Annotated in this window: 24 protein-coding genes; 21 read left to right on the plus strand and 3 right to left on the minus strand. The window is 63.6% G+C overall.

Going from position 1 to position 24,641, the window contains the following annotated elements; all coding sequences use genetic code 11:
* Positions 1–2 precede the first annotated feature (2 nt).
* The 5 genes from PQ627_RS16405 (at position 3) to PQ627_RS16425 (ending at position 6,344) form a co-directional block, all read left to right on the plus strand.
* Positions 3–1,694 (plus strand): ribonuclease J, encoded by a 1,692-nt coding sequence (locus PQ627_RS16405; protein WP_274262545.1) that lies wholly within the window; start codon positions 3–5, stop codon positions 1,692–1,694.
* A gap of 75 nt (positions 1,695–1,769) precedes the next feature.
* Positions 1,770–4,631, plus strand: a complete 2,862-nt coding sequence (locus PQ627_RS16410; RefSeq protein ID WP_274262546.1) for an FtsK/SpoIIIE family DNA translocase — start codon at positions 1,770–1,772, stop codon at positions 4,629–4,631.
* A gap of 38 nt (positions 4,632–4,669) precedes the next feature.
* Entirely contained in the window at positions 4,670–5,272 is a 603-nt protein-coding gene (pgsA, locus tag PQ627_RS16415) for a CDP-diacylglycerol--glycerol-3-phosphate 3-phosphatidyltransferase (protein WP_274262547.1), read from the plus strand.
* Positions 5,269–5,772, plus strand: coding sequence for a CinA family protein (locus PQ627_RS16420; protein ID WP_274262548.1), 504 nt, complete (start codon positions 5,269–5,271; stop codon positions 5,770–5,772). The genes pgsA and PQ627_RS16420 overlap by 4 nt, the downstream gene beginning before the upstream one ends.
* A gap of 137 nt (positions 5,773–5,909) precedes the next feature.
* The gene (locus tag PQ627_RS16425) at positions 5,910–6,344 is read left to right on the plus strand and encodes a helix-turn-helix domain-containing protein (RefSeq protein ID WP_024820363.1); all 435 of its coding nucleotides are present in this window, start codon (positions 5,910–5,912) and stop codon (positions 6,342–6,344) included.
* A gap of 134 nt (positions 6,345–6,478) precedes the next feature.
* On the opposite strand, the gene PQ627_RS16430 is transcribed toward PQ627_RS16425, so the two are convergent.
* Entirely contained in the window at positions 6,479–7,027 is a 549-nt protein-coding gene (locus PQ627_RS16430) for a MarR family winged helix-turn-helix transcriptional regulator (protein ID WP_274262549.1), read from the minus strand.
* A 41-nt stretch (positions 7,028–7,068) separates the two neighbouring features.
* Between PQ627_RS16430 and PQ627_RS16435 the strand changes: the two genes are divergently transcribed.
* The 6 genes from PQ627_RS16435 (at position 7,069) to dapF (ending at position 12,616) form a co-directional block, all read left to right on the plus strand.
* Positions 7,069–7,293 (plus strand): DUF3046 domain-containing protein, encoded by a 225-nt coding sequence (locus tag PQ627_RS16435; protein WP_144663044.1) that lies wholly within the window; start codon positions 7,069–7,071, stop codon positions 7,291–7,293.
* Positions 7,294–7,548: 255 nt separating this feature from the next.
* Positions 7,549–8,589, plus strand: a complete 1,041-nt coding sequence (recA, locus tag PQ627_RS16440; RefSeq protein ID WP_018779075.1) for a recombinase RecA — start codon at positions 7,549–7,551, stop codon at positions 8,587–8,589.
* On the plus strand, positions 8,579–9,121 hold the full coding sequence (locus tag PQ627_RS16445) for a regulatory protein RecX (protein WP_144663045.1): 543 nt from the start codon (positions 8,579–8,581) through the stop codon (positions 9,119–9,121). The genes recA and PQ627_RS16445 overlap by 11 nt, the downstream gene beginning before the upstream one ends.
* The gene (gene miaB, locus PQ627_RS16450) at positions 9,121–10,650 is read left to right on the plus strand and encodes a tRNA (N6-isopentenyl adenosine(37)-C2)-methylthiotransferase MiaB (RefSeq protein ID WP_274262550.1); all 1,530 of its coding nucleotides are present in this window, start codon (positions 9,121–9,123) and stop codon (positions 10,648–10,650) included. Before PQ627_RS16445 ends, miaB begins: the two co-directional genes overlap by 1 nt.
* A 15-nt stretch (positions 10,651–10,665) precedes the next feature.
* On the plus strand, positions 10,666–11,601 hold the full coding sequence (gene miaA / locus PQ627_RS16455) for a tRNA (adenosine(37)-N6)-dimethylallyltransferase MiaA (protein ID WP_274262551.1): 936 nt from the start codon (positions 10,666–10,668) through the stop codon (positions 11,599–11,601).
* A 46-nt stretch (positions 11,602–11,647) separates the two neighbouring features.
* Positions 11,648–12,616: a diaminopimelate epimerase gene (gene dapF / locus PQ627_RS16460; protein WP_274262552.1), complete on the plus strand. Its 969-nt coding sequence runs from the start codon at positions 11,648–11,650 to the stop codon at positions 12,614–12,616.
* Here dapF and PQ627_RS16465 read toward each other — a convergent pair.
* Entirely contained in the window at positions 12,597–13,211 is a 615-nt protein-coding gene (locus tag PQ627_RS16465; RefSeq protein ID WP_144663049.1) for a class I SAM-dependent methyltransferase, read from the minus strand. The genes dapF and PQ627_RS16465 overlap by 20 nt on opposite strands.
* Positions 13,212–13,721: 510 nt before the next feature.
* Between PQ627_RS16465 and hflX the strand changes: the two genes are divergently transcribed.
* Positions 13,722–15,284 carry a GTPase HflX gene (gene hflX / locus PQ627_RS16470; RefSeq protein ID WP_144663050.1) on the plus strand — a complete coding sequence of 521 codons (1,563 nt, stop codon included), beginning with the start codon at positions 13,722–13,724 and terminating at the stop codon, positions 15,282–15,284.
* Positions 15,277–17,337, plus strand: coding sequence for an ATP-dependent DNA helicase (locus tag PQ627_RS16475; protein WP_274262553.1), 2,061 nt, complete (start codon positions 15,277–15,279; stop codon positions 17,335–17,337). Before hflX ends, PQ627_RS16475 begins: the two co-directional genes overlap by 8 nt.
* Before the next feature lie 4 nt (positions 17,338–17,341).
* Here PQ627_RS16475 and lexA read toward each other — a convergent pair whose 3' ends face one another.
* Complete coding sequence (gene lexA, locus PQ627_RS16480) at positions 17,342–18,085, minus strand: transcriptional repressor LexA (protein WP_144663052.1); 744 nt, start codon at positions 18,083–18,085, stop codon at positions 17,342–17,344.
* Between the two features lie 345 nt (positions 18,086–18,430).
* Between lexA and PQ627_RS16485 the strand changes: the two genes are divergently transcribed.
* The 8 genes from PQ627_RS16485 to PQ627_RS16520 all read left to right on the plus strand — a co-directional run bounded on the left by PQ627_RS16485 (position 18,431) and on the right by PQ627_RS16520 (position 24,622).
* Positions 18,431–18,790: a LysM peptidoglycan-binding domain-containing protein gene (locus PQ627_RS16485; protein WP_274262554.1), complete on the plus strand. Its 360-nt coding sequence runs from the start codon at positions 18,431–18,433 to the stop codon at positions 18,788–18,790.
* A gap of 78 nt (positions 18,791–18,868) precedes the next feature.
* Entirely contained in the window at positions 18,869–19,987 is a 1,119-nt protein-coding gene (locus tag PQ627_RS16490) for a histidinol-phosphate transaminase (protein ID WP_274262555.1), read from the plus strand.
* 46 nt (positions 19,988–20,033) lie between these two features.
* Complete coding sequence (gene hisB / locus PQ627_RS16495) at positions 20,034–20,660, plus strand: imidazoleglycerol-phosphate dehydratase HisB (protein WP_274262556.1); 627 nt, start codon at positions 20,034–20,036, stop codon at positions 20,658–20,660.
* Positions 20,657–21,400 (plus strand): imidazole glycerol phosphate synthase subunit HisH, encoded by a 744-nt coding sequence (hisH, locus tag PQ627_RS16500; RefSeq protein ID WP_274262557.1) that lies wholly within the window; start codon positions 20,657–20,659, stop codon positions 21,398–21,400. Before hisB ends, hisH begins: the two co-directional genes overlap by 4 nt.
* Positions 21,401–21,559 (plus strand): hypothetical protein, encoded by a 159-nt coding sequence (locus PQ627_RS16505; RefSeq protein WP_186313712.1) that lies wholly within the window; start codon positions 21,401–21,403, stop codon positions 21,557–21,559.
* Between the two features lie 46 nt (positions 21,560–21,605).
* Complete coding sequence (priA, locus tag PQ627_RS16510) at positions 21,606–22,349, plus strand: bifunctional 1-(5-phosphoribosyl)-5-((5-phosphoribosylamino)methylideneamino)imidazole-4-carboxamide isomerase/phosphoribosylanthranilate isomerase PriA (protein WP_274262558.1); 744 nt, start codon at positions 21,606–21,608, stop codon at positions 22,347–22,349.
* Positions 22,349–23,272, plus strand: coding sequence for an SseB family protein (locus PQ627_RS16515; protein WP_274262559.1), 924 nt, complete (start codon positions 22,349–22,351; stop codon positions 23,270–23,272). The genes priA and PQ627_RS16515 overlap by 1 nt, the downstream gene beginning before the upstream one ends.
* A 45-nt stretch (positions 23,273–23,317) precedes the next feature.
* A complete protein-coding gene (locus PQ627_RS16520; protein WP_144663059.1) occupies positions 23,318–24,622 on the plus strand; it encodes an MFS transporter in 1,305 nt (434 codons plus the stop codon).
* The last annotated feature ends 19 nt before the right edge of the window (positions 24,623–24,641 follow it).

Genomic DNA, 24,641 nt, shown 5'->3' on the forward strand with positions numbered 1-24,641 from the left:
ATATGACCCAAACCGCCCTTCCCGGACTGGTTACGCCGCCGAAACTGCCCAAAGGCACGCTGCGGATCGTTCCGCTCGGTGGACTGGGAGAGATCGGCCGCAATATGGCGGTCTTCGAAATCAACGGCAAGTTGCTCATTGTGGACTGCGGGGTGCTGTTCCCCGAGGAAACGCAGCCTGGTGTTGACCTGATCCTGCCCGATTTCTCGTACATCGAGAACCGGCTGGATGACGTCGTGGGCGTGGTCCTGACCCACGGACACGAAGACCACATCGGCGCGGTTCCCTACCTGCTGCGCCTCAAGGCCGACATTCCGCTGATCGGTTCACAGCTCACCCTTGCCCTGGTGGAAGCGAAGCTCCAGGAGCACCGGATCAAGCCCTACACGCTCACTGTCACCGAGGGGCAGGTGGAGCAGTTCGGTCCCTTCGAGTGCGAGTTCGTTGCAGTCAACCACTCCATCCCGGATGCCTTGGCGGTCTTCATCCGCACTGAGGGTGGCACTGTGCTGCACACCGGCGACTTCAAGATGGACCAGTTGCCGCTGGACGGCCGCATTACGGACCTCCGGCACTTCGCCCGCCTGGGTGAAGAAGGCGTGGACCTCTTCATGGCGGACTCCACCAACGCCGATGTCCCCGGGTTCACCACGGCCGAAAAGGAGATCGGGCCCACCCTGGACCGATTGTTCGGACAGGCGAAGAAGCGCATCATCGTTGCTTCCTTCTCTTCCCACGTCCACCGTGTCCAGCAGGTCCTCGATGCCGCGGCCAAGCATGGCCGCCAAGTGGCCTTCGTCGGCCGTTCCATGGTCCGGAACATGGCCATCGCGGCCAAGCTGGGGTACCTGGAGGTGCCGGACAACATCCTGGTTGACATCAAGAACATCGACAACCTGCCGGATGACCGCGTGGTCCTCATGTCCACCGGGTCCCAGGGTGAGCCCATGGCGGCGCTGTCGCGGATGGCCAACGGCGACCACCGGGTCATTGTCGGAAAGGGCGACACCGTCATCCTGGCGTCCAGCCTTATCCCGGGCAACGAGAATGCCGTGTTCCGCATCATCAACGGCCTTCTCAAGCTCGGCGCCGACGTCATTCACAAGGGCACGGCCAAAGTGCACGTCTCCGGGCACGCGGCAGCCGGGGAATTGCTCTACTGCTACAACATCCTTGAACCGCTCAACGCCATGCCTGTCCACGGTGAAACACGGCATCTGATCGCCAACGGCAACATCGCCCTGGAGTCGGGGGTGCCCTCTGACGGCATCATCCTCAGCGACAACGGCACTGTAATCGACCTCAAGGACCACGTGGCCAACATAGTGGGCCAGGTGGAAGTCGGATTCGTGTATGTCGATGGTTCCAGCGTTGGCGAGATTACCGACGCCGACCTGAAGGACCGCCGCGTTCTGGGAGACGAAGGCTTTATTTCCGTCATCACGGTCATCAACCGGGCCACCGGAAAGATCGTGTCCGGTCCTGAGATCCATGCCCGTGGTGTGGCCGAGGACGACTCCGTTTTCGACGAGATCATCCCCAAGATCAATACTGCCCTCGAAGAGGCTGTGCTCAATCACACAGACCACACCAACCACCAGCTTCAGCAAGTGGTGCGCAGGGTCATTGGTACCTGGGTGAACCGAAAGCTCCGCCGTCGTCCGATGATCATTCCGGTGGTCCTCGAGGCGTAGCCTGCCGGCAACATGAACACCCAAGGGGGTCTGAAATCCGCGGATTTCAGACCCCCTTGGGGTAGCGTGGCACCTATGGCGACCCGTACTACCTCCACGCCACGAGGCAGCTCAAGCAGTAAATCCGGCGGCAACGGCCGGAGCGGAGCCGCATCCAAATCCAGCGCCGCGGCCGGCAAAAGCGGCCGGGGCAGCGCTGCCCGCACCAAGCAAGCGGCCGCCGTCGAGCCTCAAGCTCCGCTGCCGCTTCGCATGCTCTCCGGTGCCTGGCAGGGGATAGGGCACGTGGTGGGTGCCGGCGTCCGGCGTATCGGCCACGACGTCAGCGACCTCGACCCCGCGGACCGCAGGGACGGCGCGGCCCTGTTCAATCTGGTGCTGGGCGTCGCCATCGCCACCTTCGCTTGGTGGGGCCTTACAGGTTGGCTTCCGGACATCGTCTACAGCGTGGTCAACGGGACCTTTGGCTGGATGTCGTTGATCCTGCCTTTCATGCTTTTTGTGTGCGCCTTCCGCTTGTTCCGGAAGCCGCAGGACGGCCGTGGCAACAACCGTGTGGGCATCGGCTTCATGATCATGACCCTGGCCGGTTCCGGACTGGCCCAGGTCATCGGCGGTCAACCCACCGTTGCCGACGGTTTTGACGGACTGCGCCGGGCGGGCGGCATGCTGGGCTTCCTCGCAGCGGCCCCGCTTGCAGCCATCCATGTGGCAGTTCCAGTCATCATCTACAGCCTCCTGGCCTTTGTTTCCCTGCTGATTGTCACTGCGACCCCGTTCGGTGCGATTCCGGCGCGGATCCGGGGTGCCTACGAACACCTCATGGGCGTCGACCTCATGGACGAGACCGGCAAGGACGAGCACGATCGCAGTTACCTTTACGGCAACGACGCATCAGCGCCCAAAAAGAAGAAGCGCATGCGCCTCTTCGGCAAGGACGAAGAACCCGACGCCGGTTTGGAAGGTTACGTCGGTGACGAGGCGTTCGAGCACGCCATTGTCGACGACGACGAACCTCCGGCTGCGTCCGCGCCCCGCGTCCCGCCCGGCGTGCGACGCCCGACGCAAGCTGAAATTGCGGTGGAGAAGATCAAGGCCGCCCAAGGCCTCGCTGGAGCGAACCCCGGCATCGACAACCCCACCGAAGCCATCCCGGTCCTGACGCCGGAAATGACCGCGCCCGTGGCGGCCCAGGTCCCGGCGCGCCCTGCGACCCCGCCGCCGCCCCCCACACCGATTCCGCAGCGGACGGAGCAGTTGTCACTCGCCGGTGATGTCACGTACACCCTGCCGGCCTCGGACTACCTGACGCCGGGCTCCATTCCGAAGGAGCGCACAGAAGCCAATGACGCCGTCGTCGCCGCCCTGACGGACACCCTCACGCAGTTCAACGTCGACGCCCAGGTGACCGGCTTCAGCCGTGGTCCCACAGTGACCCGGTACGAGATCGAGCTTTCGCCCGGCACCAAGGTCGAACGCGTCACGGCGTTGTCGAAGAACATTTCCTACGCCGTGGCGTCCAGTGATGTCCGCATCCTCAGTCCCATCCCGGGCAAGTCCGCCATCGGTATCGAAATCCCCAACACCGACCGTGAGACCGTGTCCCTTGGCGATGTCCTCCGGAGCCAGAACGCGCGCCGCACGGACCACCCCATGGTCATGGGCGTGGGCAAGGACGTCGAGGGTGGCTATGTCGTGGCCAACCTTGCCAAGATGCCCCACCTCCTGGTTGCCGGTGCTACCGGTGCAGGTAAGTCGAGCTTTGTGAACTCGATGATCACCTCCATCCTCATGCGGGCCACCCCTGACGAAGTGCGCATGGTCATGGTGGACCCCAAACGTGTGGAACTGACGGCCTATGAGGGCGTTCCACACCTCATCACGCCCATCATCACCAATCCGAAGAAAGCCGCTGAGGCGCTGCAGTGGGTCGTCCGGGAGATGGACGCCCGCTACGACGACCTCGCCAACTACGGCTACAAACACATCGATGACTTCAACAAGGCCGTGCGGGCCGGGAAAGTAACGCCTCCGGTCGATTCGAAGCGGGTCATCAAGCCTTACCCGTACCTGCTGGTGATCGTGGACGAACTTGCAGACCTCATGATGGTGGCACCGCGCGACGTCGAAGACTCGATTGTCCGCATCACCCAGTTGGCCCGTGCCGCTGGTATCCACCTGGTCCTGGCTACCCAACGACCGTCCGTGGACGTCGTCACCGGCCTCATCAAGGCGAACGTGCCCTCCCGCATGGCTTTTGCTACCTCGTCGGTTACGGACTCGCGGGTTGTGCTGGACCAGCCGGGCGCCGAGAAGCTCATCGGCCAGGGTGACGCATTGTTCCTGCCGATGGGTGCCTCCAAGGCCATGCGTGTCCAGGGCGCCTGGGTTTCGGAATCGGAAATCCACAAGGTCGTGGAGCATGTCAAGGGCCAGTTGCAGGCTGTGTACCGTGACGACGTCGCGGCCGAAGCGCCCAAGAAGCAGATCGACGACGACATTGGAGACGATCTCGAAGTCCTGCTGCAGGCCACCGAGCTCGTGGTCACCACGCAGTTCGGCTCGACCTCGATGCTGCAACGCAAGCTGCGCGTTGGCTTTGCCAAGGCCGGCCGCCTCATGGACTTGTTGGAGTCCCGTGGTGTGGTGGGTCCGTCCGAAGGGTCCAAAGCCCGTGACGTCCTGGTGAAACCGGATGACCTTGCCGCCGTTCTCGCTGCGATGAAGGGCCAGGAGTCACCAGCTGCTCCTGACGCGCACACCGCCGCCTTGAGCGAGAACGCGAACTCGAACATCGCCGTCGGCGGTTACGCAGAGGACCTGGTGCAGGCGGACCTGGACAACCGGACACAGGCCATTGACTACTACGACGGCGCGGACACATCGGACGATGATGACGAGGGCGGCGAGGACGCGTGGTCGCTCACCGGACGGTAGCCCCCGGGCGCCTGACGCGGAGACGGTAGCCTAGAGGGGTGACTACAGCCGAGGGCGATAACGCTACTTCCAGCAGTTCCGATGTCTGGAACCTGCCCAACATCCTGACGATGCTGCGCATCGTCCTGGTGCCCTTCTTCGTCTGGTTCCTGGTGGCCGACAACGGCGGGTACGGGATCTGGCGCTGGGCCGCGGTGCTTGCTTTCGCGGTGGCGATCTACACAGACAAGCTCGACGGCGACATCGCCCGGGCGCGCGGCCTCATCACGAACTTCGGCAAGATCGCCGATCCGATCGCGGACAAGCTGCTCATCGGTTCAGCCTTGGTGCTGCTGTCCATCCTTGGGGAGCTGCCATGGTGGGTCACCATCCTCATCCTGGTTCGCGAATGGGGCATTACGGCACTGCGTTTCGTGGTGATCCGTTACGGCGTCATGCCTGCATCGCGGGGCGGCAAGCTCAAGACCGTGGTTCAAACCGTCGCAATCTTCCTCTACGTGCTTCCCCTCAAGGCCATTGCTCCGTGGCTGGGCGACGTTGCGTTCTGGGTGATGATGGTGGCCCTGGCCATCACGCTGTGGACCGGCGTCGAATACGTCTTCCAGGCCATGCGGCTGCGTGCGGCGGGACGTCGCCGATGAAGTCCGGAGAGGCCGCAGCGGGCATTGCGACAACAGCCGTAGGGATCGCTGTCCGCAACCGTTTGACGGTTGCCACGGCAGAGTCGTTGACCGCCGGGCTTGTCGCGGCGACGCTCGCCAACACTCCGGGTGCGTCCGGCATGTTGCAGGGCGGCGTCGTCGCGTACCAGAACTCCGTCAAGGCCGCAGTTCTGGGGGTTCCGGAAGCTCTTCTCGCGGAGGTTGGTTCTGTTGACGGCGGCGTCGCCGAGGCGATGGCCGACGGCGCGCGCCGGGCTTGCGCTGCCGACATCGGAATATCGACCACTGGCGTTGCCGGCCCCGAGCCGCACGATGGCAAAGCCGTCGGCACCGTGTTCGTGGGCGTCGCCTCGTCGCTGGGCACGGCGTCCTTTGAGTACAGCTTTGCCGGCGACCGGCAGTCCATCCGAGAACAGGCCTGCGAGGCTGCCCTGGCGCGTCTGCTTGCCGCGCTGGATGACGTTGGTTACCGTTCGTAAAGTAGTCGGGAACAAAAACTCATTGCCAATAGTTGTGTCATTGTGTCGCTTCGGAAGAGCCGAGGCGCCTAGGATGTAAAAACATACCCGGTCCGCCACCTGGCGAACCGGACCAACGAGGGAGCATGGCGATACAGATGGTAAAGCAGCCCGTATCCGTAAACGGCGTTGTCCGATGGAAGGATGTGGGCTTGGCTGATCAGACACAGAGCGAACAGAAGGAGCGCAAAATGGTTGTACTACGCCACGAGATCGGTGATGTACTGCGCGATGTCCGCCAGCGTCAGGGCCGTACCCTCCGCGAGGTTTCGCACAGCGCCCGCGTCTCACTTGGTTACTTGAGTGAAGTGGAACGTGGCCAGAAGGAGGCTTCTTCCGAGCTCCTGTCCTCAATCTGCACAGCCTTGGACGTTCCGTTGTCCCACATGCTTCGCGAAGTCAGCGACCGCGTAGCGGTCGCAGAAGGTGTTGCCGTTCCGGACACCGTCCCCCAGGAATTCTCGCAGCGCTATGGCCGCGATCTGGACCTCACGGACGACTTCCCCCAGGGAATGCTCTCCGGAGCCCGGTAGGCGGCGCTTACAAGCAATGAAGAAGGTCCCCAGCCTCAGGCTGGGGACCTTCCTTCTTGGCTCGGATATTCGTGGTGCTGATTTTACTGGTGCTGATTTTCCGTGCGCTGGCCGCTTGGGCGGTTGATCGCTGGTTAGTCGCCGGCTGTAGCATCGGCGGTGTCGATTCCAGGTTCCTTGGGGCCAAGGTCCTTCAGGGCGCCGTCTCCGTAGATGGCATTGAGGCGTCCCATGTAATCGGCCAAGGTCTGGACATCCTCCAGGGGCCATTCGCCGAGCCGCTCCCGAAACACCTGGCGGCGCGCATCCTGGACCAGGTGCATCTTTTCCTCGCCCTTCTCCGTCAGGCGGATGGACTGTGCCCGGCCGTCCTGGGGATCGGCTTCCTTGTAAACCAGGCCGATACTCTCCAGGAAAGCTATCTGGCGGCTCACGGAGGGCTTGCCCACGCCGATGCAGGTGGCCAGGTCCGTCAGCCGGATCGGGCCTTCCCTGCGGATGACCGTCAGGAGACCATAGGCGGCCGGTTCCATGTCCGGATGAACCTGACGGGACAACTGATGGGAGATCGAACGGGCGCGGCGCCAGAGCAGGCTCAGCTGGTGTTCCACCTGCTGGAGGGCGTCGTCGACGTCGTCGCCTGGCACGGCCGAACCGGGCGTGCTCTGGAGAGGATTGCTCATGGCAACCATTCTAGAGTGCCCTGCCATGAGAGACTCTATCCGTGAGGGCAAGTGACTTTTGGCGACTGATGGACGACGAGTTCGGGGCTGGCTACTCCCGTGTCCTGGCCAGTTCGTTGGTCCTGGCCGGCGTCGGAGGCCGCACGGCCGTTGAGGCTTTGGCTGCCGGATACCATCCCCGCGAGGTATGGCTGGCCGTGTGCGAGGTACAGGACGTGCCTCCCGAACGCAGACTGGGCAGGGACATCAAGCCCGCTTCGAACTGAACAGCTACCGGCGCTGCCGCTGCGGGGCGCGGGGACACGCCGCAGTGTTGTTCGAATATCTGTTCGGATAGGGATATGCTCCTTTGAGAGGAAAATTGATTCCGTAGGACGCATTCCCCAGCTTCCGGCAGCCAGGTTATCCACATAGCCGTAGTCGGCAACTAATAATGTCAGGCCGCCGTAATAGCGTCTGAGATGACAGGAAAGCGGCCTATCGGGCCACTCCACAGCGAGAAAGCATCAGAGGTGTGAACCATGGCGGCAACCCCGGATCGTGAGAAGGCGCTCGAAGCAGCGCTTGCCCAGATCGACAAGCAGTTCGGCAAAGGCTCCATCATGCGCTTGGGTGACGATACCCGCGCGCCCATCGAAGTCATTCCCACCGGGTCCATTGCGCTGGACGTGGCCCTTGGCATTGGCGGCCTGCCCCGTGGCCGTGTCGTGGAAATCTACGGCCCGGAATCCTCGGGTAAGACCACCGTTGCCCTGCACGCCGTGGCCAACGCGCAGCGCGCGGGCGGCATCGCTGCCTTCATCGACGCCGAACACGCGCTTGACCCGGATTATGCCGCCAAGCTGGGCGTAGACACCGATGCCCTCCTTGTCTCCCAGCCGGATACCGGTGAGCAGGCCCTGGAAATCATGGACATGCTGGTGGGTTCCGGTTCGCTGGACATCATCGTCATCGACTCCGTAGCAGCCCTGGTTCCCCGCGCCGAAATCGAAGGCGAGATGGGCGACTCCCACGTTGGCCTTCAGGCCCGTCTCATGAGCCAGGCCCTGCGTAAGATTACGGGCCGCTTGAGCCAGACCAAGACCACCGCGATCTTCATCAACCAGCTGCGTGAGAAGATCGGCGTCTTCTTCGGATCGCCGGAAACCACCACCGGTGGTAAGGCCCTGAAATTCTACGCATCGGTCCGCATCGACGTCCGGCGCATCCAGACCCTCAAGGAGGGCGCGGATTCCGTCGGTAACCGCACCAAGGCCAAGATCGTCAAGAACAAGATGGCTCCGCCCTTCAAGATTGCTGAGTTCGACATCATCTACGGTCAGGGCATCTCCCGCGAGGGCGGCATCATCGACATGGGCGTTGAGCACGGCATCATCAAGAAGTCGGGTTCATGGTTCACCTACGACGGCGATCAGCTTGGCCAAGGCATGGAAAACTCCCGGCGATTCCTGCGTGACAACCCTGAGCTTGCCCAAGAGCTGGAGCGCCTGATCAAGGAGAAGCTCGGCGTCGGCGTCAAGCCGGAGGAAGACTCCCCGAAACTGAAGGCCGTTGACGGCTAGAACCGGGCCGGACCCGGAATCTGCCATCGCTGCAGATTCCGAGCCCGACCCCGAATCCGTGGCGCGCGCCATCGTCCTGCGGCAGTTGACGATGGCGCCACGGAGCCGGCTGCAGCTGTCCCGCAAACTTGCTGAGCGCAACGTTCCCGAAGAAGTCGCGGAAGCGGTGCTGGACCGCTTTGAGGAAGTTCAGCTCATTGATGACGCTGAGTTTGCCCGGATGTGGGTTCGAAGCCGCTCGCAGAGCAAGAAGCTGGCCAAGAGTGCGCTTCGTCGCGAATTGGCGGACAAGGGAATCGACCTCGAGTCGGCGGAAGATGCGCTCTCGCAGCTCAGCGACCAAGACGAAGAGTCGGCTGCCCGCGATCTCGTGGAGCGCAAGCTTCGCCCGGGCATGAACCTTTCGGATCGTGCGGAGCGGGACAAGCACACGCGCAGGTTGGCTTCCATGTTGGCCCGCAAGGGCTACGCCCCCTCATTGGCGTTCAGAATCGTCGGTGAGGTGCTTGCAGAAGCCGGTACCCTTGAGTAGTGAGTTTGACCATTCCTTCCCCAACAGCGCCCGCCAGTCCTTCTGCTGAGCCCAGGACCTACCAGGTCCGCACCTTCGGCTGCCAGATGAATGTCCATGATTCAGAGCGCATGGCGGGATTGCTGGAGGACGCCGGCTACGTGCCTGCCGAGGGCGATCTCGCCGACGTCGTGGTCTTCAATACCTGTGCCGTCCGCGAGAATGCGGACAACAAGCTCTACGGGAACCTTGGCCAACTGCGGCAGGTCAAAGAAGCCAACCCCGGAATGCAGATCGCTGTTGGGGGATGCCTGGCCCAGAAGGACCGCGAAACCATCGTCCGGAAGGCGCCATGGGTTGACGCTGTCTTTGGCACGCACAACGTTGGAGCGCTCCCGGCCCTCCTCAACCGCGCCCGTCACAACAATGAGGCCCAGCTCGAGATTCTGGAATCCCTGGACGTCTTCCCGTCCACGCTCCCGACCAAGCGCGAATCCGTGTATTCGGGGTGGGTTTCCATTTCGGTGGGATGCAACAATACGTGTACGTTCTGCATCGTGCCCTCCCTCCGCGGCAAGGAAAAGGACCGGCGTCCCGGCGAGATCCTCGCCGAGATCCAGGCCCTCGTTGACGACGGAGTAATTGAAGTCACCCTTCTCGGTCAGAACGTCAACTCCTACGGCGTTGAATTCGGCGACCGTCAGGCGTTCTCCAAACTGCTGCGGGCCTGTGGCGACATCGAAGGCCTCGAGCGGGTGCGTTTCACCAGCCCCCACCCGGCGGCGTTCACGGACGATGTCATTGATGCCATGGCTGAAACCCCCAACGTGATGCCCCAGCTCCATATGCCCCTGCAGTCGGGATCGGACAAGGTACTCAAGGACATGCGTCGTTCGTACCGTTCCAGCCGCTTCCTGGGCATCCTCGACAAAGTGCGGGAGCGGATTCCGCACGCCGCGATCACAACAGACATCATTGTGGGCTTCCCAGGGGAGACCGAGGAAGACTTCCAGGCGACGTTGGATGTCGTCGGGAAGTCCAGGTTCTCCTCGGCCTTCACCTTCCAGTACTCCAAGCGTCCCGGAACACCGGCAGCTGAACTTCCGGACCAGCTGCCCAAAGCGGTGGTCCAAGAACGTTTCGAGCGGCTCACAGCTTTGCAGGACCGGATCGCTGCCGAAGAAAACGCAGCTCAGCTTGGACGCCAGGTCGAGGTACTGGTGACGGCCCAGGCCGGCAGGAAAGCCGGGGAGACCCACCGTCTCTCCGGCCGGTCGAAAGACCAGAGGCTCGTCCACTTCTCCGTCCCGGAGGGTGCCGAAACTCCGCGTCCTGGTGACTTCGTCACCGTGACCATCACGGAGGCCGCTGCATTCCACCTGGTAGCCGACCCCGCAAGCAGCACCGACTACGTCCTGCGGCGTTCCCGCGCCGGAGATGCCTGGGACCGGTCGCAGGCCGACTCCTGCGGTGTCCCCGCCCCTGGCGTTTCCAACGGCAAGACCGGCGTGTCCTTGGGCATGCCCGCGCTGCCCGCCCGTCGCGCGTAACCGAGCCTGGAATCCATGTCGTATTCCCGGCAAAGCCGGCACTCCACGGACGCCCAGCAGGTCATCGCCGTCGTAGGCCCTACAGGTTCGGGCAAGTCGGATCTTGGCGTCAATCTTGCCCTGGCCCTCGACGGAGAAGTCATCAACGCTGATGCCCTGCAGTTCTACAGGGGCATGGACATCGGCACCGCGAAGATCAGCATGGAGGAGCGCAAGGGGATTCCCCATCATCTTCTGGACACCCTGGACGTAACTGAAGAAGCAAGTGTGGCTGACTTCCAGGTGGAATGCCGCGCGGCCATTGACGATGTCCACTCCCGCGGGAAGCGTGCCATCGTGGTGGGCGGATCGGGGCTCTATGTGCGCGCTGCACTGGATATCCTCGAGTTTCCGGGCACAGATCCCGCCTTGAGGCAGAGCTTGGAGCAAGAGTACGAAGAAAAAGGACTTGCTCCATTGAGGGCCCGGCTGGAGAAAGCGGATCCCGTATCGGCCGCACGTCTCGGGGACGCTCGAAGGGTGATCCGTGCACTGGAGGTTTTCGAACTGACGGGCCGGCCATTCAGTTCCTTCATGCCCCAGCGCGAGTACTACCAGCCCGCGGTCCAGATCGGCTTGTCCGTGGACCGCGACGAACTCAGGGAACGGCTCGCCCACCGCGTGCACCGGATGGTGGAGGCCGGCCTGGGGGACGAGGTCCAGCGGCTCGAGGGCCAGGGCTTGCGGCGAGGGAAAACAGCATCGCGGGCTTTGGGCTATGCCCAGTTCCTCAAGGTCCTGGACGGCAATATGGACGTGCCGCACGCAGTCGAGGAAACCATCGTCGCCACCAGGCAGTTTGCCCGCCGCCAGCTCACCTGGTTCCGCGCTGATCCGCGGATTTCCTGGCTGGACTGGAAGGACCCCGACATCGTCGCCAAGGCAGTCACGCTGATTGGCGCGCAGGGATAGCTTGGCAATTTCTGGCCTAACACACGTGGAAGGTAGCCTTGATTCCATGGATGCAAACGCCGCAGTTCCCACGCGCCAGCCCTCCGCTGCCGACACCACGAATGCCACCTCAAGCCTTGCCGGATTGGCGTTTTCCAAGGGGCATGGGACCGGCAACGACTTTGTCCTGATTGCGGATCCCGGGGACGCCCACGAGATCACAGCCGAGCAAGTTGCCCAATTGTGCAACCGCCACACAGGCATCGGCGGCGACGGTCTGATCCGTGCCGTTCCCTCCCGGTTCCTCCCGGAGGGCCGGGCACTGCTGGACGTGGATCCCGCAGCGGAGTGGTTCATGGACTACCGCAACGGCGATGGCTCCCTGTCCGAAATGTGCGGCAATGGCGTGCGCGTCTTTGTCCACTTCCTCAGCGAACAGGGCCTGGTCGATCTTGGACCGGGTGAGGTCCTCACGATCGGCACACGTGGAGGCGTCAAAAAGGTGGTGCGAACCGCCAACGGTTATGCCGTGGACATGGGTCCTTGGGAGTTTATTTTCCCTGAAGAGGCAACCAGCAAGGCCATGGACGCCCTGGTCAGCGCGGACGGCCTCGAAGTGGCCCGGCCCGGTCTCTCGGTCAGCATGGGCAACCCGCACACGGTTGTTGCCCTGGCCGAACTCAGCGAGCTCTCGGCCACCCAGTTGTTCAAAGCCCCTGTGGTCGACCCCAAGCCAGCCAATGGCACGAACGTCGAATTCGTCGTCCCCGCTGAACCGTTGGTGGAGGACGGAGTGGGAACCATCACCATGCGCGTGCACGAGCGGGGAGTGGGCGAGACCCAGTCCTGCGGCACTGGAGCTTGTGCAGCGGCGGTGGCGATCCGTCACTGGGCGGGCAGTACGGCACCCAACGATTGGCATGTGAAGGTTCCCGGCGGCGTCGTCGGCGTGAAATTCTTCCCGGGCGCAGGCGGCCGCGAGCACGTGGAGCTGAGCGGGCCTGCAGTCATTGTGGCTAGCGGGACGCTTTCCTGACGCGAAGGATCCTGAAGGACTTGGAGGTGCTTTCACGGGACACCGTGAATGACTCGTCCAGTTCAGCTGCCAGCCAGCGTTGCAGGGAGTCCGAACCCAGGTTCTTTTGGACCACAAGCCACGCGTTGCCACCGGGAGCGAGCCGGGGCAGCCAGGTGAGCAGCAGCGAGTGCAGTTCGTCCTTGCCGATGCGGATGGGGGGATTGGACCAGATGGTGTCGAATTCGACGGCGGGGTCCACCTCCTGCGGCAAGCTTGCCGTTACGTTGTCCAGGCCCAGTGCGGCCGCATTCTCATTGGTCAGCACCACGCAGCGTTCGTTGACATCCACGGCGTAGACACGGGCATTCGGTGCCTTCAACCCGAGGGTCAGGGCAATGGGGCCCCAACCGCAGCCGATGTCCAAAAGGTTGCCACGGGGCGACGGGGGCGGGACCTCGGACAGGAGGATCGCCGTACCCTTGTCGATGCCGTCGGGGCTGAAGATTCCTGAGGAGGTCTGCAGATGGCGCGTAGCCCCGGCGAGCTCCACCGTGAGCGGCTTGCGGGTGAACGGTCCAGCCGGTTGGGCGGTGAAATAGTGTGCAGACTCCATAATTTGCCAGATTAGTTGGCTATCGGCGCCTTGGGAAACTGCCTTCGACCAAGGCCCGGTTTGACAGGGCTGATAGTATTTAATCCATGTTCTTGATCTTTGAGTAATTCGCCGAATCCACGCTTGGGCTTCCAGGCGTACGACGGCACCGCCCGCGATGCAGGCCCAGCTTGGCTCCAATGCCCGGCTTACGGCCTTTCCGCCCGCAGGTCCCACGGCAAACATCCATCGCTGCGATTCCGTAGCGCCGGATGCTCAGAAGATCAATCCACGCCCCGACCTTAGATCGTGTCACCACACGACCTATGGGGGCCAGCACCAGGACTTCCGATACGCCAAGGCCTTCCCGCGGATCCACCCGTCAGATCACCGACGCCAGAGCCCAGTGGGCCACCGGCGTCCAGCCAACAGGAGGGCACTTTAGCCAAAGCCGGTCAGCCCAGCGCGAAGAGCGCCCCATCACGCAACAAACAGCACTATTCTGGAATTGCCGAACAGTCTAAGGAGACCATGACCACCCAGAAGCACTCCGGATCCGATTCCGACGCCCAGGACATGAGTCCTGAACAAATCCAGGCCGTCATCGACCGGATTCTTTCCAAGGATGTCCCCGCGCAGGCACCTGAGGACACCGACGCCAATGGCGTGTTCGGCAAGGCGCAGGCCATCTCGACCCTGGACCAAGAGCACAGCATTTTCGACGGCGACCAGGAAGACCTCGCTGAACGCCGCGCCCTGCGCCGTACCGCAGGATTGTCCACCGAACTCGAAGACGTCACAGAGGTTGAATACCGGCAGCTGCGCCTTGAGCGCGTCGTTCTCGCCGGCCTGTGGACAGAAGGCACTTTGGCCGACGCAGAGAACTCCCTGCGTGAACTGGCGGCCCTGGCTGAAACCGCGGGCTCGGAAGTCCTTGACGGATTGGTCCAGCGGCGCACCAAGCCGGATCCTGGAACGTTCCTCGGCTCCGGCAAGGCGCAGGAACTCAAGGACATCGTCGCCGCCACCGGCGCGGATACCGTCGTCGTTGATACCGAGCTGGCCCCGTCCCAGCGACGCGGGCTGGAGGACATTGTCAAGGTCAAGGTCGTCGACCGGACCACGCTCATCCTGGACATCTTCGCCCAGCACGCCAAGAGCCGCGAAGGCAAGGCCCAAGTGGAGCTCGCCCAGTTGGAATACCTGCTTCCACGCCTTCGTGGTTGGGGTGAATCCATGTCCCGACAGGCCGGTGGCCAGGTCGGTGGTGCCGGCGCCGGCATGGGCTCACGTGGTCCCGGTGAAACGAAAATCGAACTGGACCGCCGCCGAATCCGTACGCGCATGGCCAAACTTCGGCGTGAAATCGCCGCGATGAAGCCGGCCCGCGAGACCAAACGTGCCAACCGCCGTCGTAATGCTGTTCCGTCCGTCGCGATCGCCGGGTACACCAACGCCGGTAAGTCGTCGCTGTTGAACCGCCTGACCGACGCCGGTGTCCTGGTGGAGAACGCCCTGTTCGCAACGTTGGATCCGACCGTCCGTAAAGCGCAAACCCCCGACGGCATCGGCTACACCCTGGCCGACACCGTGGGCTTCGTGCGTTCCCTGCCCACCCAACTGGTCGAGGCCTTCCGGTCGACACTGGAGGAAGTGGCTGACGCGGACCTCATCCTGCATGTCGTGGACGCCTCGCACCCGGACCCCGAGGGGCAGATCGCCGCAGTGCGGGCTGTCTTTTCCGAGGTGGATGCTCGTAAGGTTCCCGAAATCATCGTCCTGAACAAGGTTGATGTGGCAGACCCCTTCGTGGTGGAACGCCTTAAGCAGAAGGAACCCCGCCATGCTGTGGTTTCCACCCGTACGGGCCAGGGAATCGCTGAACTGCTGGAGGAGATCAGCCGGTCCATTCCGCGCCCGGGCGTGCGGCTGGAGCTCCTGATTCCGTACGATCGCGGCGAGCTGATCAGCAAGTTGCACAGCTCTGATTCGGAAATCCTCAGCATCGATCACGAGGAAAACGGCACACGCATAGTGGTCATGGTCCGTGAAGGACTGGCGGCCGAGCTGGAGTCATTCGTCAGCAATGGTTGAGAAGGTGGCGGCGGACGCCGTCGAGTCGGTGGGGGAAAAGGCCACCCTCGAATTGTTGGACCGGGCTGTGGCCGGCATGGGCGGCCAAAGCCGTGCCGGCCAGCACGAGATGGCCAAGCACGTCACCCGGGCCATCGAAACCGGAGAGCATCTGCTGGTCCAGGCGGGAACGGGAACAGGTAAGTCGTTGGCTTACCTGATTCCGTTGATCGCACATTCCATGGACAGCGACAAGCCGACGCTCGTGTCCACCGCCACCTTGGCACTCCAGACGCAGATTGTGGGCAGGGATCTGCCACGGCTCCTGGAGACCATCAACCCCGCACTCGAGCGGCCGGTCAACGTGGCGCTCGTGAAGGGCCGTGCCAATTACGTCTGCCTGCAGAAGCTGGAGGGCGGCTTCCCCAGCGAGGAGCCCTCGGAGGGCCAACTGTTCTCCCTGGGCGAGGACACCAGTGTTCCGCATTTCGCGGCGTCCATGGGAGGGCCGCAATCACAGCTTGGCAAGGAAGTCGTCCGCCTTCGTGAATGGGCTGAAAAGACTGCCACGGGAGACCGGGATGAACTGATGCCCGGCGTTACGGACCGGGCCTGGCGGCAGGTGTCCGTGACATCCATGGAGTGCTTGGGGGCCCAGAAATGTCCTCTCGCGGAGGAGTGCTTCAGCGAGTTGGCCCGGGCGCGGGCCGCTGAGGCCGACGTCGTTGTCACCAACCACGCGATGCTGGCTGTCAGCGCTTTCGAAGGACTGGCCGTCCTCCCTGAATACGACGTCGTGGTGGTTGACGAAGCCCACGAGTTGCAGGACCGCGTGACCGGGGCCGTCACCGGGCAGTTGTCCGTTGCCATGGTTCATGCCGCGGCATCGAGTGCACGTAAACACACCGCCATTACGGTCGACGCCCTCAACGCTGCCGCCGACCGCCTTGATATGGCCATTGCAGGGGTTCCCAACGGACTGCTGCCCAGTGGCCTGAATGATGAACAGCTTGACTGCCTCGACCAGCTGCGGGACGCCACCCGCGCCGCTTTGTCGGATTCGAAGACTGATGCATCCAACGCAGCCGACGGCGGCCGCCAACTGGCGCGCTCACGGCTCATGCTCATCCTTGAACTGTGTGAGCGGATGCTTGCCGCCAAGGAGAACCGCGAAGTCGTCTGGTTCTCCCGTAACAGCACCTTTGATCCCCAGCAGGGCTACTCACAACCGGATGACACTGCTCCGGCGCTCATCAACATCGCGCCCCTGAGCGTGGCCGGACGCTTGCGCGAGGGTTTGTTTGCAGGACACACGGTGGTGCTGACGTCGGCGACACTGGCCATCGGTTCCGCCTTCGAGCCTGCCGCGGGAGGGCTCGGCCTGATTGGTGACGGCGCCCCGAGCTGGACGGGGATCGACGTCGGTTCGCCGTTCGACTACCCCAAGCAGGGGGTGCTGTACGTGGCAAAGCACCTGCCCAAGCCCGGCCGCGGCACTTCGCCGGAGGCCCTGGACGAATTGGAAGATTTGATCCGGGCTTCGGGCGGGGGAGCGCTGTGCCTCTTCTCGTCACGGCGGGCAGCCGAAGAGGCGGCCGATGCCATGCGCCTCCGCTTGGATGTTGACATTCTCTGCCAGGGCGAGTCCACCATGGCTGCCTTGGTCAAGCAATTCGCCGATGAACCGGATACGTGCCTCTTCGGAACCATGTCCCTGTGGCAGGGTGTGGATGTTCCGGGTGGGTCGTGCCGTCTCGTGGTCATTGACCGCATCCCGTTCCCGCGACCGGATGATCCGCTCATGACGGCCCGCTCCCGTGCGGTGGCGCAGTCCGGCGGCAATGGCTTCATGGCAGTTTCCGCCACCCACGCTGCCATCCGGCTGGCGCAGGGCGCGGGGCGCCTGATCCGTTCGACGGGGGACAAGGGCGTCGTGGCAGTTTTGGATTCACGACTCTCGACGGAACGCTACGGCGGTTTCCTGCGGGCCGCTCTGCCGCCCTTCTGGGCCACGACGGACCGTGCGGTGGTACGCGGGGTCCTGGAGCGTCTGGGATCCGTCCGGAAGGCCTGAGGGGCTAGATGGAGCGAAGTACGGAAACGACCTTGCCCATGATGGTGGCTTGGTCGCCCAGGATGGGTTCGTACTGGGTGTTCTGGGGCAGCAGCCAGGTGTGGCCGTCACGTTGACGGAACGTTTTCACGGTGGCTTCATCATCGAGCAGCGCCGCCACGATGTCGCCGTTGATGGCGTCGTTCTGGCGGCGGACAACCACCCAGTCGCCGTCGCAGATGGCGGCATCGATCATGGAGTCGCCGGCGACCTTGAGCATGAAGAGCTCACCGTGGCCCACGAGCTGCCTGGGCAGCGGCAGCACGTCCTCAACGGTCTGGTCGGCGAGGATGGGCCCACCTGCTGCAATGCGTCCGACCAGCGGAACCATGGCGGTGTCGCTGGCGCTTGCCAGTTCGGTGACGGCCATGCCTCCGGCGCTTCGCAACGTTGCCGGAGCTTCGACGCCCGGGATCGGACCCGAGTCGAGGGTCAGGGGCATCAGCACTTCCATGGCCCGGGGCCGCTTGGGATCCCTGCGGAGGTAGCCGAGTTTTTCCAGCTGGGACAGCTGGTGGGTGACGCTGGACAGGCTGGCCAGTCCTACGGTGTCGCCGATTTCGCGCATGCTGGGCGGATAGCCGTTGTCGTTGACTGAGCGCTGGATGGTCTCCAGGATCTTCTTCTGACGAACTGTCAGGCTCTTGGGAGTCTTTTGAGGCTGTTGGCTTCGCAGGGGTGCCCCGCCGCCTGTGGCTTTCGCTGCCATGTTCGCCAATGCCTTTCATTCCGCCCCGAGAGAGCCGGGGATGCAGGGTCCGGGAAAAATGTCAGACCCTCCTGTTCCACTGAAACAGTGCTGTTTCTTCACTCAAACGTAGGACAGGCACAGGCGTTTATCAAACATTTGTTCTAGCGAGTCTCGACACCGTTCGTTGATAAGTGCTAAAAATGTCATAGCAAGGTTCGAATATGTGTTCTATAAACCTCGCGCTGCTGGTGGATGTTCGAACAAAGCGTTCGAACATCCGGCGCCGCCGGGTGGAACACAATGAATTGGCAGCGCTGCTCCGGAAGCCCCGGAGCAGCGCAATAGCTCAGAAGGGCTCAGCTCATGTCCGCAATCACTTCGTTCGCTGATTTCCGCACCGCACAGGCTCCGGTACGCCTTCGTCTGACCCGCCGTGGCCGCATGGTCTTCTTTGGCATCCCGGCCATGCTGCTGGTGGCTGCCCTCCTCAGCCTGGCCGGAGTCGTCACTTCCCCCGCCAAGGCCTCCGACTCCCAGTCGCAGTTGCAGCCGCCGGTTGCGGTGTCCGTCACTGTCCAGCCGGGCCAATCCCTGTGGGGTATCGCCGGTGCTGCGGCGCCGGAGCGGGACCCGCGTGAAGTCATTGCCGAAATCATCCAGCTGAATGACCTCCGCGGTGGCCGCATTCTTCCCGGGCAGCAGCTGTTCGTGCCTGCCCACTGACGGCAGGCGCTACGGCCTGTTTCCTGCCCTGGACGTCACAGTTACTCGGCAGTCGCGGTGGCCCCTTAAACTGTTGGAGTGAGTGAGCAGCTTGAGCGACTTGACCGACTTCCCCTCCGGACCAACCTGCGTGGATTGAGCCCCTACGGCGCACCGCAGCTCGATGTCCCCGTATTGCTCAACGTCAACGAAAACACCCATGGCGTCCCTGCCGATGTGCAGGCGGCCATAACAGAGGCAGTGGCGGCAGCCGCCACAGGCTTGAACCGCTATCCGGACCGTGAATTTACCGACCTTCGGGTAGCCCTGGCTGAGTACCTTGGCCACGGCCTCTCTGCCGACAATATCTGGGCCGCCAATGGCTCCAATGAAGTCCTGCAACAGATTCTCCAGGCATTCGGCGGTCCGGGGCGCAAAGCGCTTGGTTTCCCTCCGACGTACTCCATGTACCCCTTGCTGGCCAGCGGAACGGACACCGAGTACATCCGTGGCGTTCGTGCCGACGACTACGGCCTCGATGCCCAATCGGCAGCCGAGCAGGTCCGTGAGACCGGGGCCAACATCGTCTTTCTATGCTCGCCGAACAATCCAACGGGCACAGGTTTGACCCTGGACGTGGTTGAGGCAGTCTATGAAGCCGGCGAAGCCAGCCAGGCCATCGTGATCGTGGATGAGGCCTACCACGAGTTCGCCCACGACAACACTCCAAGTGCCCTGACCCTCCTGCCCGGGCGCGAGCGTTTGATCGTCTCCCGCACCATGAGCAAGGCGTTCGCCTTGGCTGGAGCACGGCTTGGCTACATGGCTGCGGCCCCGGAGGTCACCGATGCCATCAGGCTGGTGCGCCTGCCGTACCACCTCTCAGCCATCACCCAGGCCACCGCCCTCGCGGCGTTGACGCACCGCGAGGCCCTCATGGCCGACGTCGAAGACATCAAGGTCCAGCGGGACCGGATTGTCACGGAACTTCTGCGCATGGGTCTCAAGCCCGCGGCGTCGGACTCCAACTACGTGTTCTTCGGCGGACTGGAGGATCCCCACACGATCTGGCAGGGCCTGCTCGATGCAGGCGTGCTGATCCGCGATGTCGGCATCCCGGGGCACTTGCGCGTCACGGCTGGAACCGAGCCGGAAACCACAGCTTTCCTGGATGCGCTGGAAGCCCTCCTGGACGGTGCGGTTTCCCCGCGCGCCTAAACTTGTCAATAGACCTACCCATCCTCCCTGTAGAAGGACGTCCCCAATGAGCGAAACCGGCGCTACGCCGTCCGCTGCCCGCACTGCCCGCATGGAGCGCACCACCAGTGAGTCCTCCGTGCTGGTGGAGATCAACCTGGATGGCTCCGGAATTTCGGACATCAGCACTTCAGTACCCTTCTACGACCACATGCTGACCGCCCTGTGCAAGCACTCGCTGATCGACATGACCGTCAAGGCCACCGGCGACACCCACATCGACGCCCACCACACTGTGGAGGACGTCGCCATCACTTTCGGCGAGGTCCTGCGTACGGCTTTGGGCAACAAAGCCGGCATCCGTCGTTTCGGCGAAGCCACCGTCCCGTTGGACGAGGCCCTGGCGCACGCCGTCGTGGATGTTTCCGGCCGTCCTTACTTGGTGCACGGCGGTGAACCCGCCGGGCAGGAGTACCACCTCATCGGGGGGCACTTCACGGGTTCGTTGACCCGGCACGTTTTCGAAGCGATCACCTTGCACGCGGGAATTTGCCTCCACATGAACGTTCTCGCCGGCCGCGATCCGCACCACATTGTCGAAGCCCAGTTCAAGGCGTTCGCGCGAGCACTCCGCGCCGCCGTCGAGTCCGATCCCCGCGTCGAGGGAATCCCGTCCACGAAGGGGGCGCTGTGAGCGGTCAAGTCTTGAAAAACGGAGCAGTGGCTGACCCCACGGCTTCAGTGAAGCCCGAGTCGCCGGAAGGCAAGCCCACGGTGACGGTTCTGGACTACGGATCCGGCAACGTCCGTTCCGCTGTCCGTGCCCTGGAGAGGGCGGGTGCCCACGTGCTGCTCAGCTCCAAGCCTGAGGACGTGCTCAACGCGGACGGGCTGGTTGTCCCCGGTGTCGGGGCCTACGCGACCGTGATGAAGGAACTTAAAGCTGTCGATGCCATCCGCATGATTGGACGTCGTGTCGCGGGTGGGCGCCCGGTCCTGGGTATCTGCGTGGGCCTTCAGGTTCTGTTCGAAGCCGGCGTCGAGCACGGCACTGAGTCCGAGGGCATGGCTGAATGGCCCGGCAAAGTCGAGCTTCTTCCGGCGCCCGTCGTGCCGCACATGGGATGGAACACGGTGGATGTCCCGGAAGGCTCCAAGCTCTTCGCAGGGGTCGAGCAGGAGCGTTTCTACTTTGTGCACTCGTACGGCGTGCAGGAATGGAACTTCGATGTTGTCCAGCCGCGCATGGAGCCCCCGAAGGTGACCTGGTCCGAGCACGGTGCACGGTTCATCGCCGCCGTCGAGAACGGCCCACTCTGTGCCACCCAGTTCCACCCCGAGAAATCAGGGGATGCCGGGGCCAGGCTCCTGCGCAACTGGGTGGACGGCCTGCGCAAGCCCGCTCCGGAAGCGTCCGGGAGCGGTGCTGCCTGAATGTGGTCTGTAGTCCTTATGGGCCTGGCGGGACTGCTGGTGGGTGGGGGAGTCTCCTTCCATCAACAGAAGAAACCCCGCTGGGTTTCCATCTCGTTTTACGTGCTGGCCGGGATGTCCCTGCTGGCAGCCTACCTCCTGACTCTTCCCGCCAAATGAATCGCGGCGTGGTACGCCGGCGAACCCTCACACTGCAAGGACCCTCATGACCACCTCCTCCCAGTCCGTCCTGGAACTCCTGCCTGCCGTCGATATTGTTGACGGCCAGGCGGTGCGCCTCCTGCAAGGAGAGGCAGGCTCGGAAACGAGCTACGGAACTCCGCTTGAAGCAGCCCTCAACTGGCAGAACGCCGGGGCGGAATGGGTTCACATGGTTGACCTGGACGCCGCTTTCGGCCGGGGAAACAACGCCGCGCTCATCAGCGAGGTCGTGTCGCAACTCAACGTCAAGGTGGAGCTGTCCGGGGGCCTGCGGGATGACGAGTCACTTGAGCGTGCGCTGGAATTGGGTGTTGCCCGGGTGAACCTTGGCACGGCTGCGTTGGAGAACCCGGACTGGACCAAGAGGGCCATCGAGCGCTTTGGTGACCAGATCGCCGTCGGCCTCGATGTCCGGGGTACCACCCTTGCCGGCCGCGGTTGGACGAAGGAGGGCGGGGATCTCTGGGAGGTCCTGGCCCGTCTCGAGGACGCCGGGTGTGCCCGCTACGTGGTGACGGACGTGACCAAGGATGGCACCCTGCAGGGGCCCAACGTGGATTTGCTGCGCCAGATGGTGGAGAAGACCGGGAAGCCCGTGGTGGCTTCGGGTGGTATCTCCAGCCTGGAGGACCTCCGCGTCCTGCGCGAACTGGTGCCGCTCGGTGTTGAGGGTGCGATTGTGGGCAAGGCTCTCTACGCCGGCGCCTTCACCTTGCCCGAGGCCCTGGACGTGGCCGGCCGCCGCTGATGGGCCGCCACTCAGCCGGCTCGGAATCCAACGAGCCGGAGTCCAACCTGCAGCAGAGGCGTGAACTGCCGGGCCACATCGCGGCGGCCTTGGCGGGTGCGGGCGGGGCGACGGATTCTGCCGGCCAGCCGTGGGCCGGGAGGAGCCTGGCCGGTGACGACGCCAAGATCCACAACTTCGACGACGACGACGGAAGCGCGGACGCCGGTTACCTCGCTGCCATAGCGGGGCTGTTCAACGGCACCGGCGGCGAAGCCGACGTGGTGGCTTCCTTGGCGACGGCACGGGTTTTTGTCCCGGTCGTGGCCCAACTTGCCGAGGAAGCCGAAGGTGTCGACGGGCTGCATGCCGACAAGCAGGCCGATATGGCATTGGTCACACTCAAGGCTCCCGACGGCCGGACGGCAATGCCGGTCTTCACCTCTGCGGCCGCTTTGGAATTGTGGCACCCGCAGGCGCGCCCGGTAGCTGTTTACGCCGCGCGGGCGGCGCTTTCGGCAGTATCCGAAGGCGCCCAGTTGCTGGTTGTGGATCCCGGTTCCGAGTTCGCCTTCGTGGTCAGGCGCCCGGCACTGTGGGCCTTGGCCCAGCAGAAGGACTGGACGCCGTCATACCTGGATGATCAACTGGAGACTGCTCTCGTTTCGACAATTTCAGGCTTCGCCGCGGTCCGGCGCCTTGAGACGCAGGCTGGTGGTGGCGTCGCATCCCTCACGTCCGATGGACGTCAGGTGCAAGGTGGCGGCGCAGGTCCGGAACTGCGTGTGGTGCTTTTCCTTGAGGACGGGCTGGACGCCGCGGCGGTCCAGGCGCTTGTCGGCCAGTTGAACGAAGCATGGGCAAGCATGGATTCCTTTGCCGAAGGCGTCGACTCCATGGAGATCAAACTGCAGCGTGCAGCACAGGAGCCCGCGCCGCACTAATGGCAGGTCCGGTTCCCCGGGGTTGCCCGGGGAAATGAGGATTGAGTGAACTTCGCTCTCTACAAAGAGATGCTGTCCATCCGGCCTGTCCGCCGTCTGCTGGTGGTGGGCATGATTGCCCGCATACCGCATTCCGCTGCCGGGGTGCTCCTGACCCTCCACATTGTCCAGACGCTGGGGCAAGGTTATGCCGCTGCGGGTGCCGCGGCCGCGGTCATGACCATCGGCATCGCTTTGGGGGCGCCATGGCGTGGCCGCCGGGTGGACATGGTGGGTCTGCGGAAGGCCTTGATCCCTTCGGTCATTTCCGAAGCCGTGATTTGGTCGGTTGTGCCGCATGTTTCCTATCAGTGGCTGCTTCCGCTGGTCTTTATCGGTGGCCTCTTCACCTTGCCGATCTTCAGTGTGGTCCGCCAGTCGTTGGGTGTGCTGGTGGACGGGGAACAGCGCCGTTCGGCGTTCGCCCTTGACTCCATTGCCACGGAGCTGGTTTTCATGATTGGTCCGGCCGTGGGGGCCGTGGTGGCCACGAGCGGTTTTTCGGCCGTCGGCCTTACTGCCGTGGGTGTCTCCGTCTCAGTGGCTGGACTTTTCCTCATGTGGTTCAACCCGCCGACCCGCAGCGACGTCCCGTGCACTCCGGAGGAATCCGCTGACCGCGAGTCTGCCGATTTGGCCGCGGCGGAAGCCGCGATGGTGGCATCGGCTCCTGCGCACGTCCAGGAAGCGGCCTCCGAAATGGCGTCCGCCACCTCGCGTACGTCGGCGCTGAAGAACCGGGTGGCCAGGAACTTCACCTGGTTTACGGTCTCTGTTGCCGCGCTCTTCGCCGTCGCAGCCGGTTCGGGCATGGTGCTCAGCGGCTCCGACGTCAGCATCGTGGGGCTGCTGGAGCGTGGCGGGCATCAAAATGAAATCGGCATTGTGTTCTTCTTCTGGTGTGCCGCGTCAGTGATCGGCGGCCTGATCTACGGCTCAATGAAGCGGACAGTATCGCCCATGGTCCTTCTGCTGGGCATGGCCGCACTGACCATTCCGATGGGCTTCGCCCATGACACCTGGACCCTTGCGTTCCTCTCGCTGCTCCCGGGCCTCCTGTGCGCCCCGGTCCTGTCGGCATCCTCCGAGAAGGTGGCCGATCTGGTGGATGAGGAACGTCGCGGCGAGGCGATGGGCTGGTATGGCTCTGCCCTCACCGCAGGCGTCGCGCTGGGCGCACCCTTGGCCGGGGTCTTCATCGACACTGTCGGCCCGTCCGGGGGATTCGCGGCGGTCGGCATCGCCGGCGTCGCGCTGTGCGCTACGGGTTTGGTCCTGACGTCCATCCGTCGTCGCGCCGCCCGGGTCTGAGGCGCAACAGGGTCAGCAG

Origin of the sequence: Paenarthrobacter sp. AB444 (genome assembly GCF_028736865.1) — a bacterium.
In the GTDB taxonomy this organism is placed as follows: Bacteria; Actinomycetota; Actinomycetes; order Actinomycetales; family Micrococcaceae; genus Arthrobacter; species Arthrobacter nicotinovorans_B.

Excerpts from the sequence above, each read along its gene's own strand:
- PQ627_RS16420 (WP_274262548.1), top strand. The coding sequence starts at position 5,269 with ATGAAGTCCGGAGAGGCCGCAGCGGGCATTGCGACAACAGCCGTAGGG.
- PQ627_RS16410 (WP_274262546.1), top strand. The coding sequence starts at position 1,770 with ATGGCGACCCGTACTACCTCCACGCCACGAGGCAGCTCAAGCAGTAAA.
- PQ627_RS16475 (WP_274262553.1), top strand. The coding sequence starts at position 15,277 with ATGGTTGAGAAGGTGGCGGCGGACGCCGTCGAGTCGGTGGGGGAAAAG.
- hflX (WP_144663050.1), top strand. The coding sequence starts at position 13,722 with ATGACCACCCAGAAGCACTCCGGATCCGATTCCGACGCCCAGGACATG.
- priA (WP_274262558.1), top strand. The coding sequence starts at position 21,606 with ATGACCACCTCCTCCCAGTCCGTCCTGGAACTCCTGCCTGCCGTCGAT.
- PQ627_RS16425 (WP_024820363.1), top strand. The coding sequence starts at position 5,910 with ATGGTAAAGCAGCCCGTATCCGTAAACGGCGTTGTCCGATGGAAGGAT.
- recA (WP_018779075.1), top strand. The coding sequence starts at position 7,549 with ATGGCGGCAACCCCGGATCGTGAGAAGGCGCTCGAAGCAGCGCTTGCC.
- miaA (WP_274262551.1), top strand. The coding sequence starts at position 10,666 with ATGTCGTATTCCCGGCAAAGCCGGCACTCCACGGACGCCCAGCAGGTC.
- PQ627_RS16465 (WP_144663049.1), bottom strand. The coding sequence starts at position 13,211 with ATGGAGTCTGCACACTATTTCACCGCCCAACCGGCTGGACCGTTCACC.
- dapF (WP_274262552.1), top strand. The coding sequence starts at position 11,648 with ATGGATGCAAACGCCGCAGTTCCCACGCGCCAGCCCTCCGCTGCCGAC.
- hisB (WP_274262556.1), top strand. The coding sequence starts at position 20,034 with ATGAGCGAAACCGGCGCTACGCCGTCCGCTGCCCGCACTGCCCGCATG.
- PQ627_RS16515 (WP_274262559.1), top strand. The coding sequence starts at position 22,349 with ATGGGCCGCCACTCAGCCGGCTCGGAATCCAACGAGCCGGAGTCCAAC.
- PQ627_RS16405 (WP_274262545.1), top strand. The coding sequence starts at position 3 with ATGACCCAAACCGCCCTTCCCGGACTGGTTACGCCGCCGAAACTGCCC.
- lexA (WP_144663052.1), bottom strand. The coding sequence starts at position 18,085 with ATGGCAGCGAAAGCCACAGGCGGCGGGGCACCCCTGCGAAGCCAACAG.
- PQ627_RS16485 (WP_274262554.1), top strand. The coding sequence starts at position 18,431 with ATGTCCGCAATCACTTCGTTCGCTGATTTCCGCACCGCACAGGCTCCG.
- PQ627_RS16430 (WP_274262549.1), bottom strand. The coding sequence starts at position 7,027 with ATGAGCAATCCTCTCCAGAGCACGCCCGGTTCGGCCGTGCCAGGCGAC.
- PQ627_RS16505 (WP_186313712.1), top strand. The coding sequence starts at position 21,401 with ATGTGGTCTGTAGTCCTTATGGGCCTGGCGGGACTGCTGGTGGGTGGG.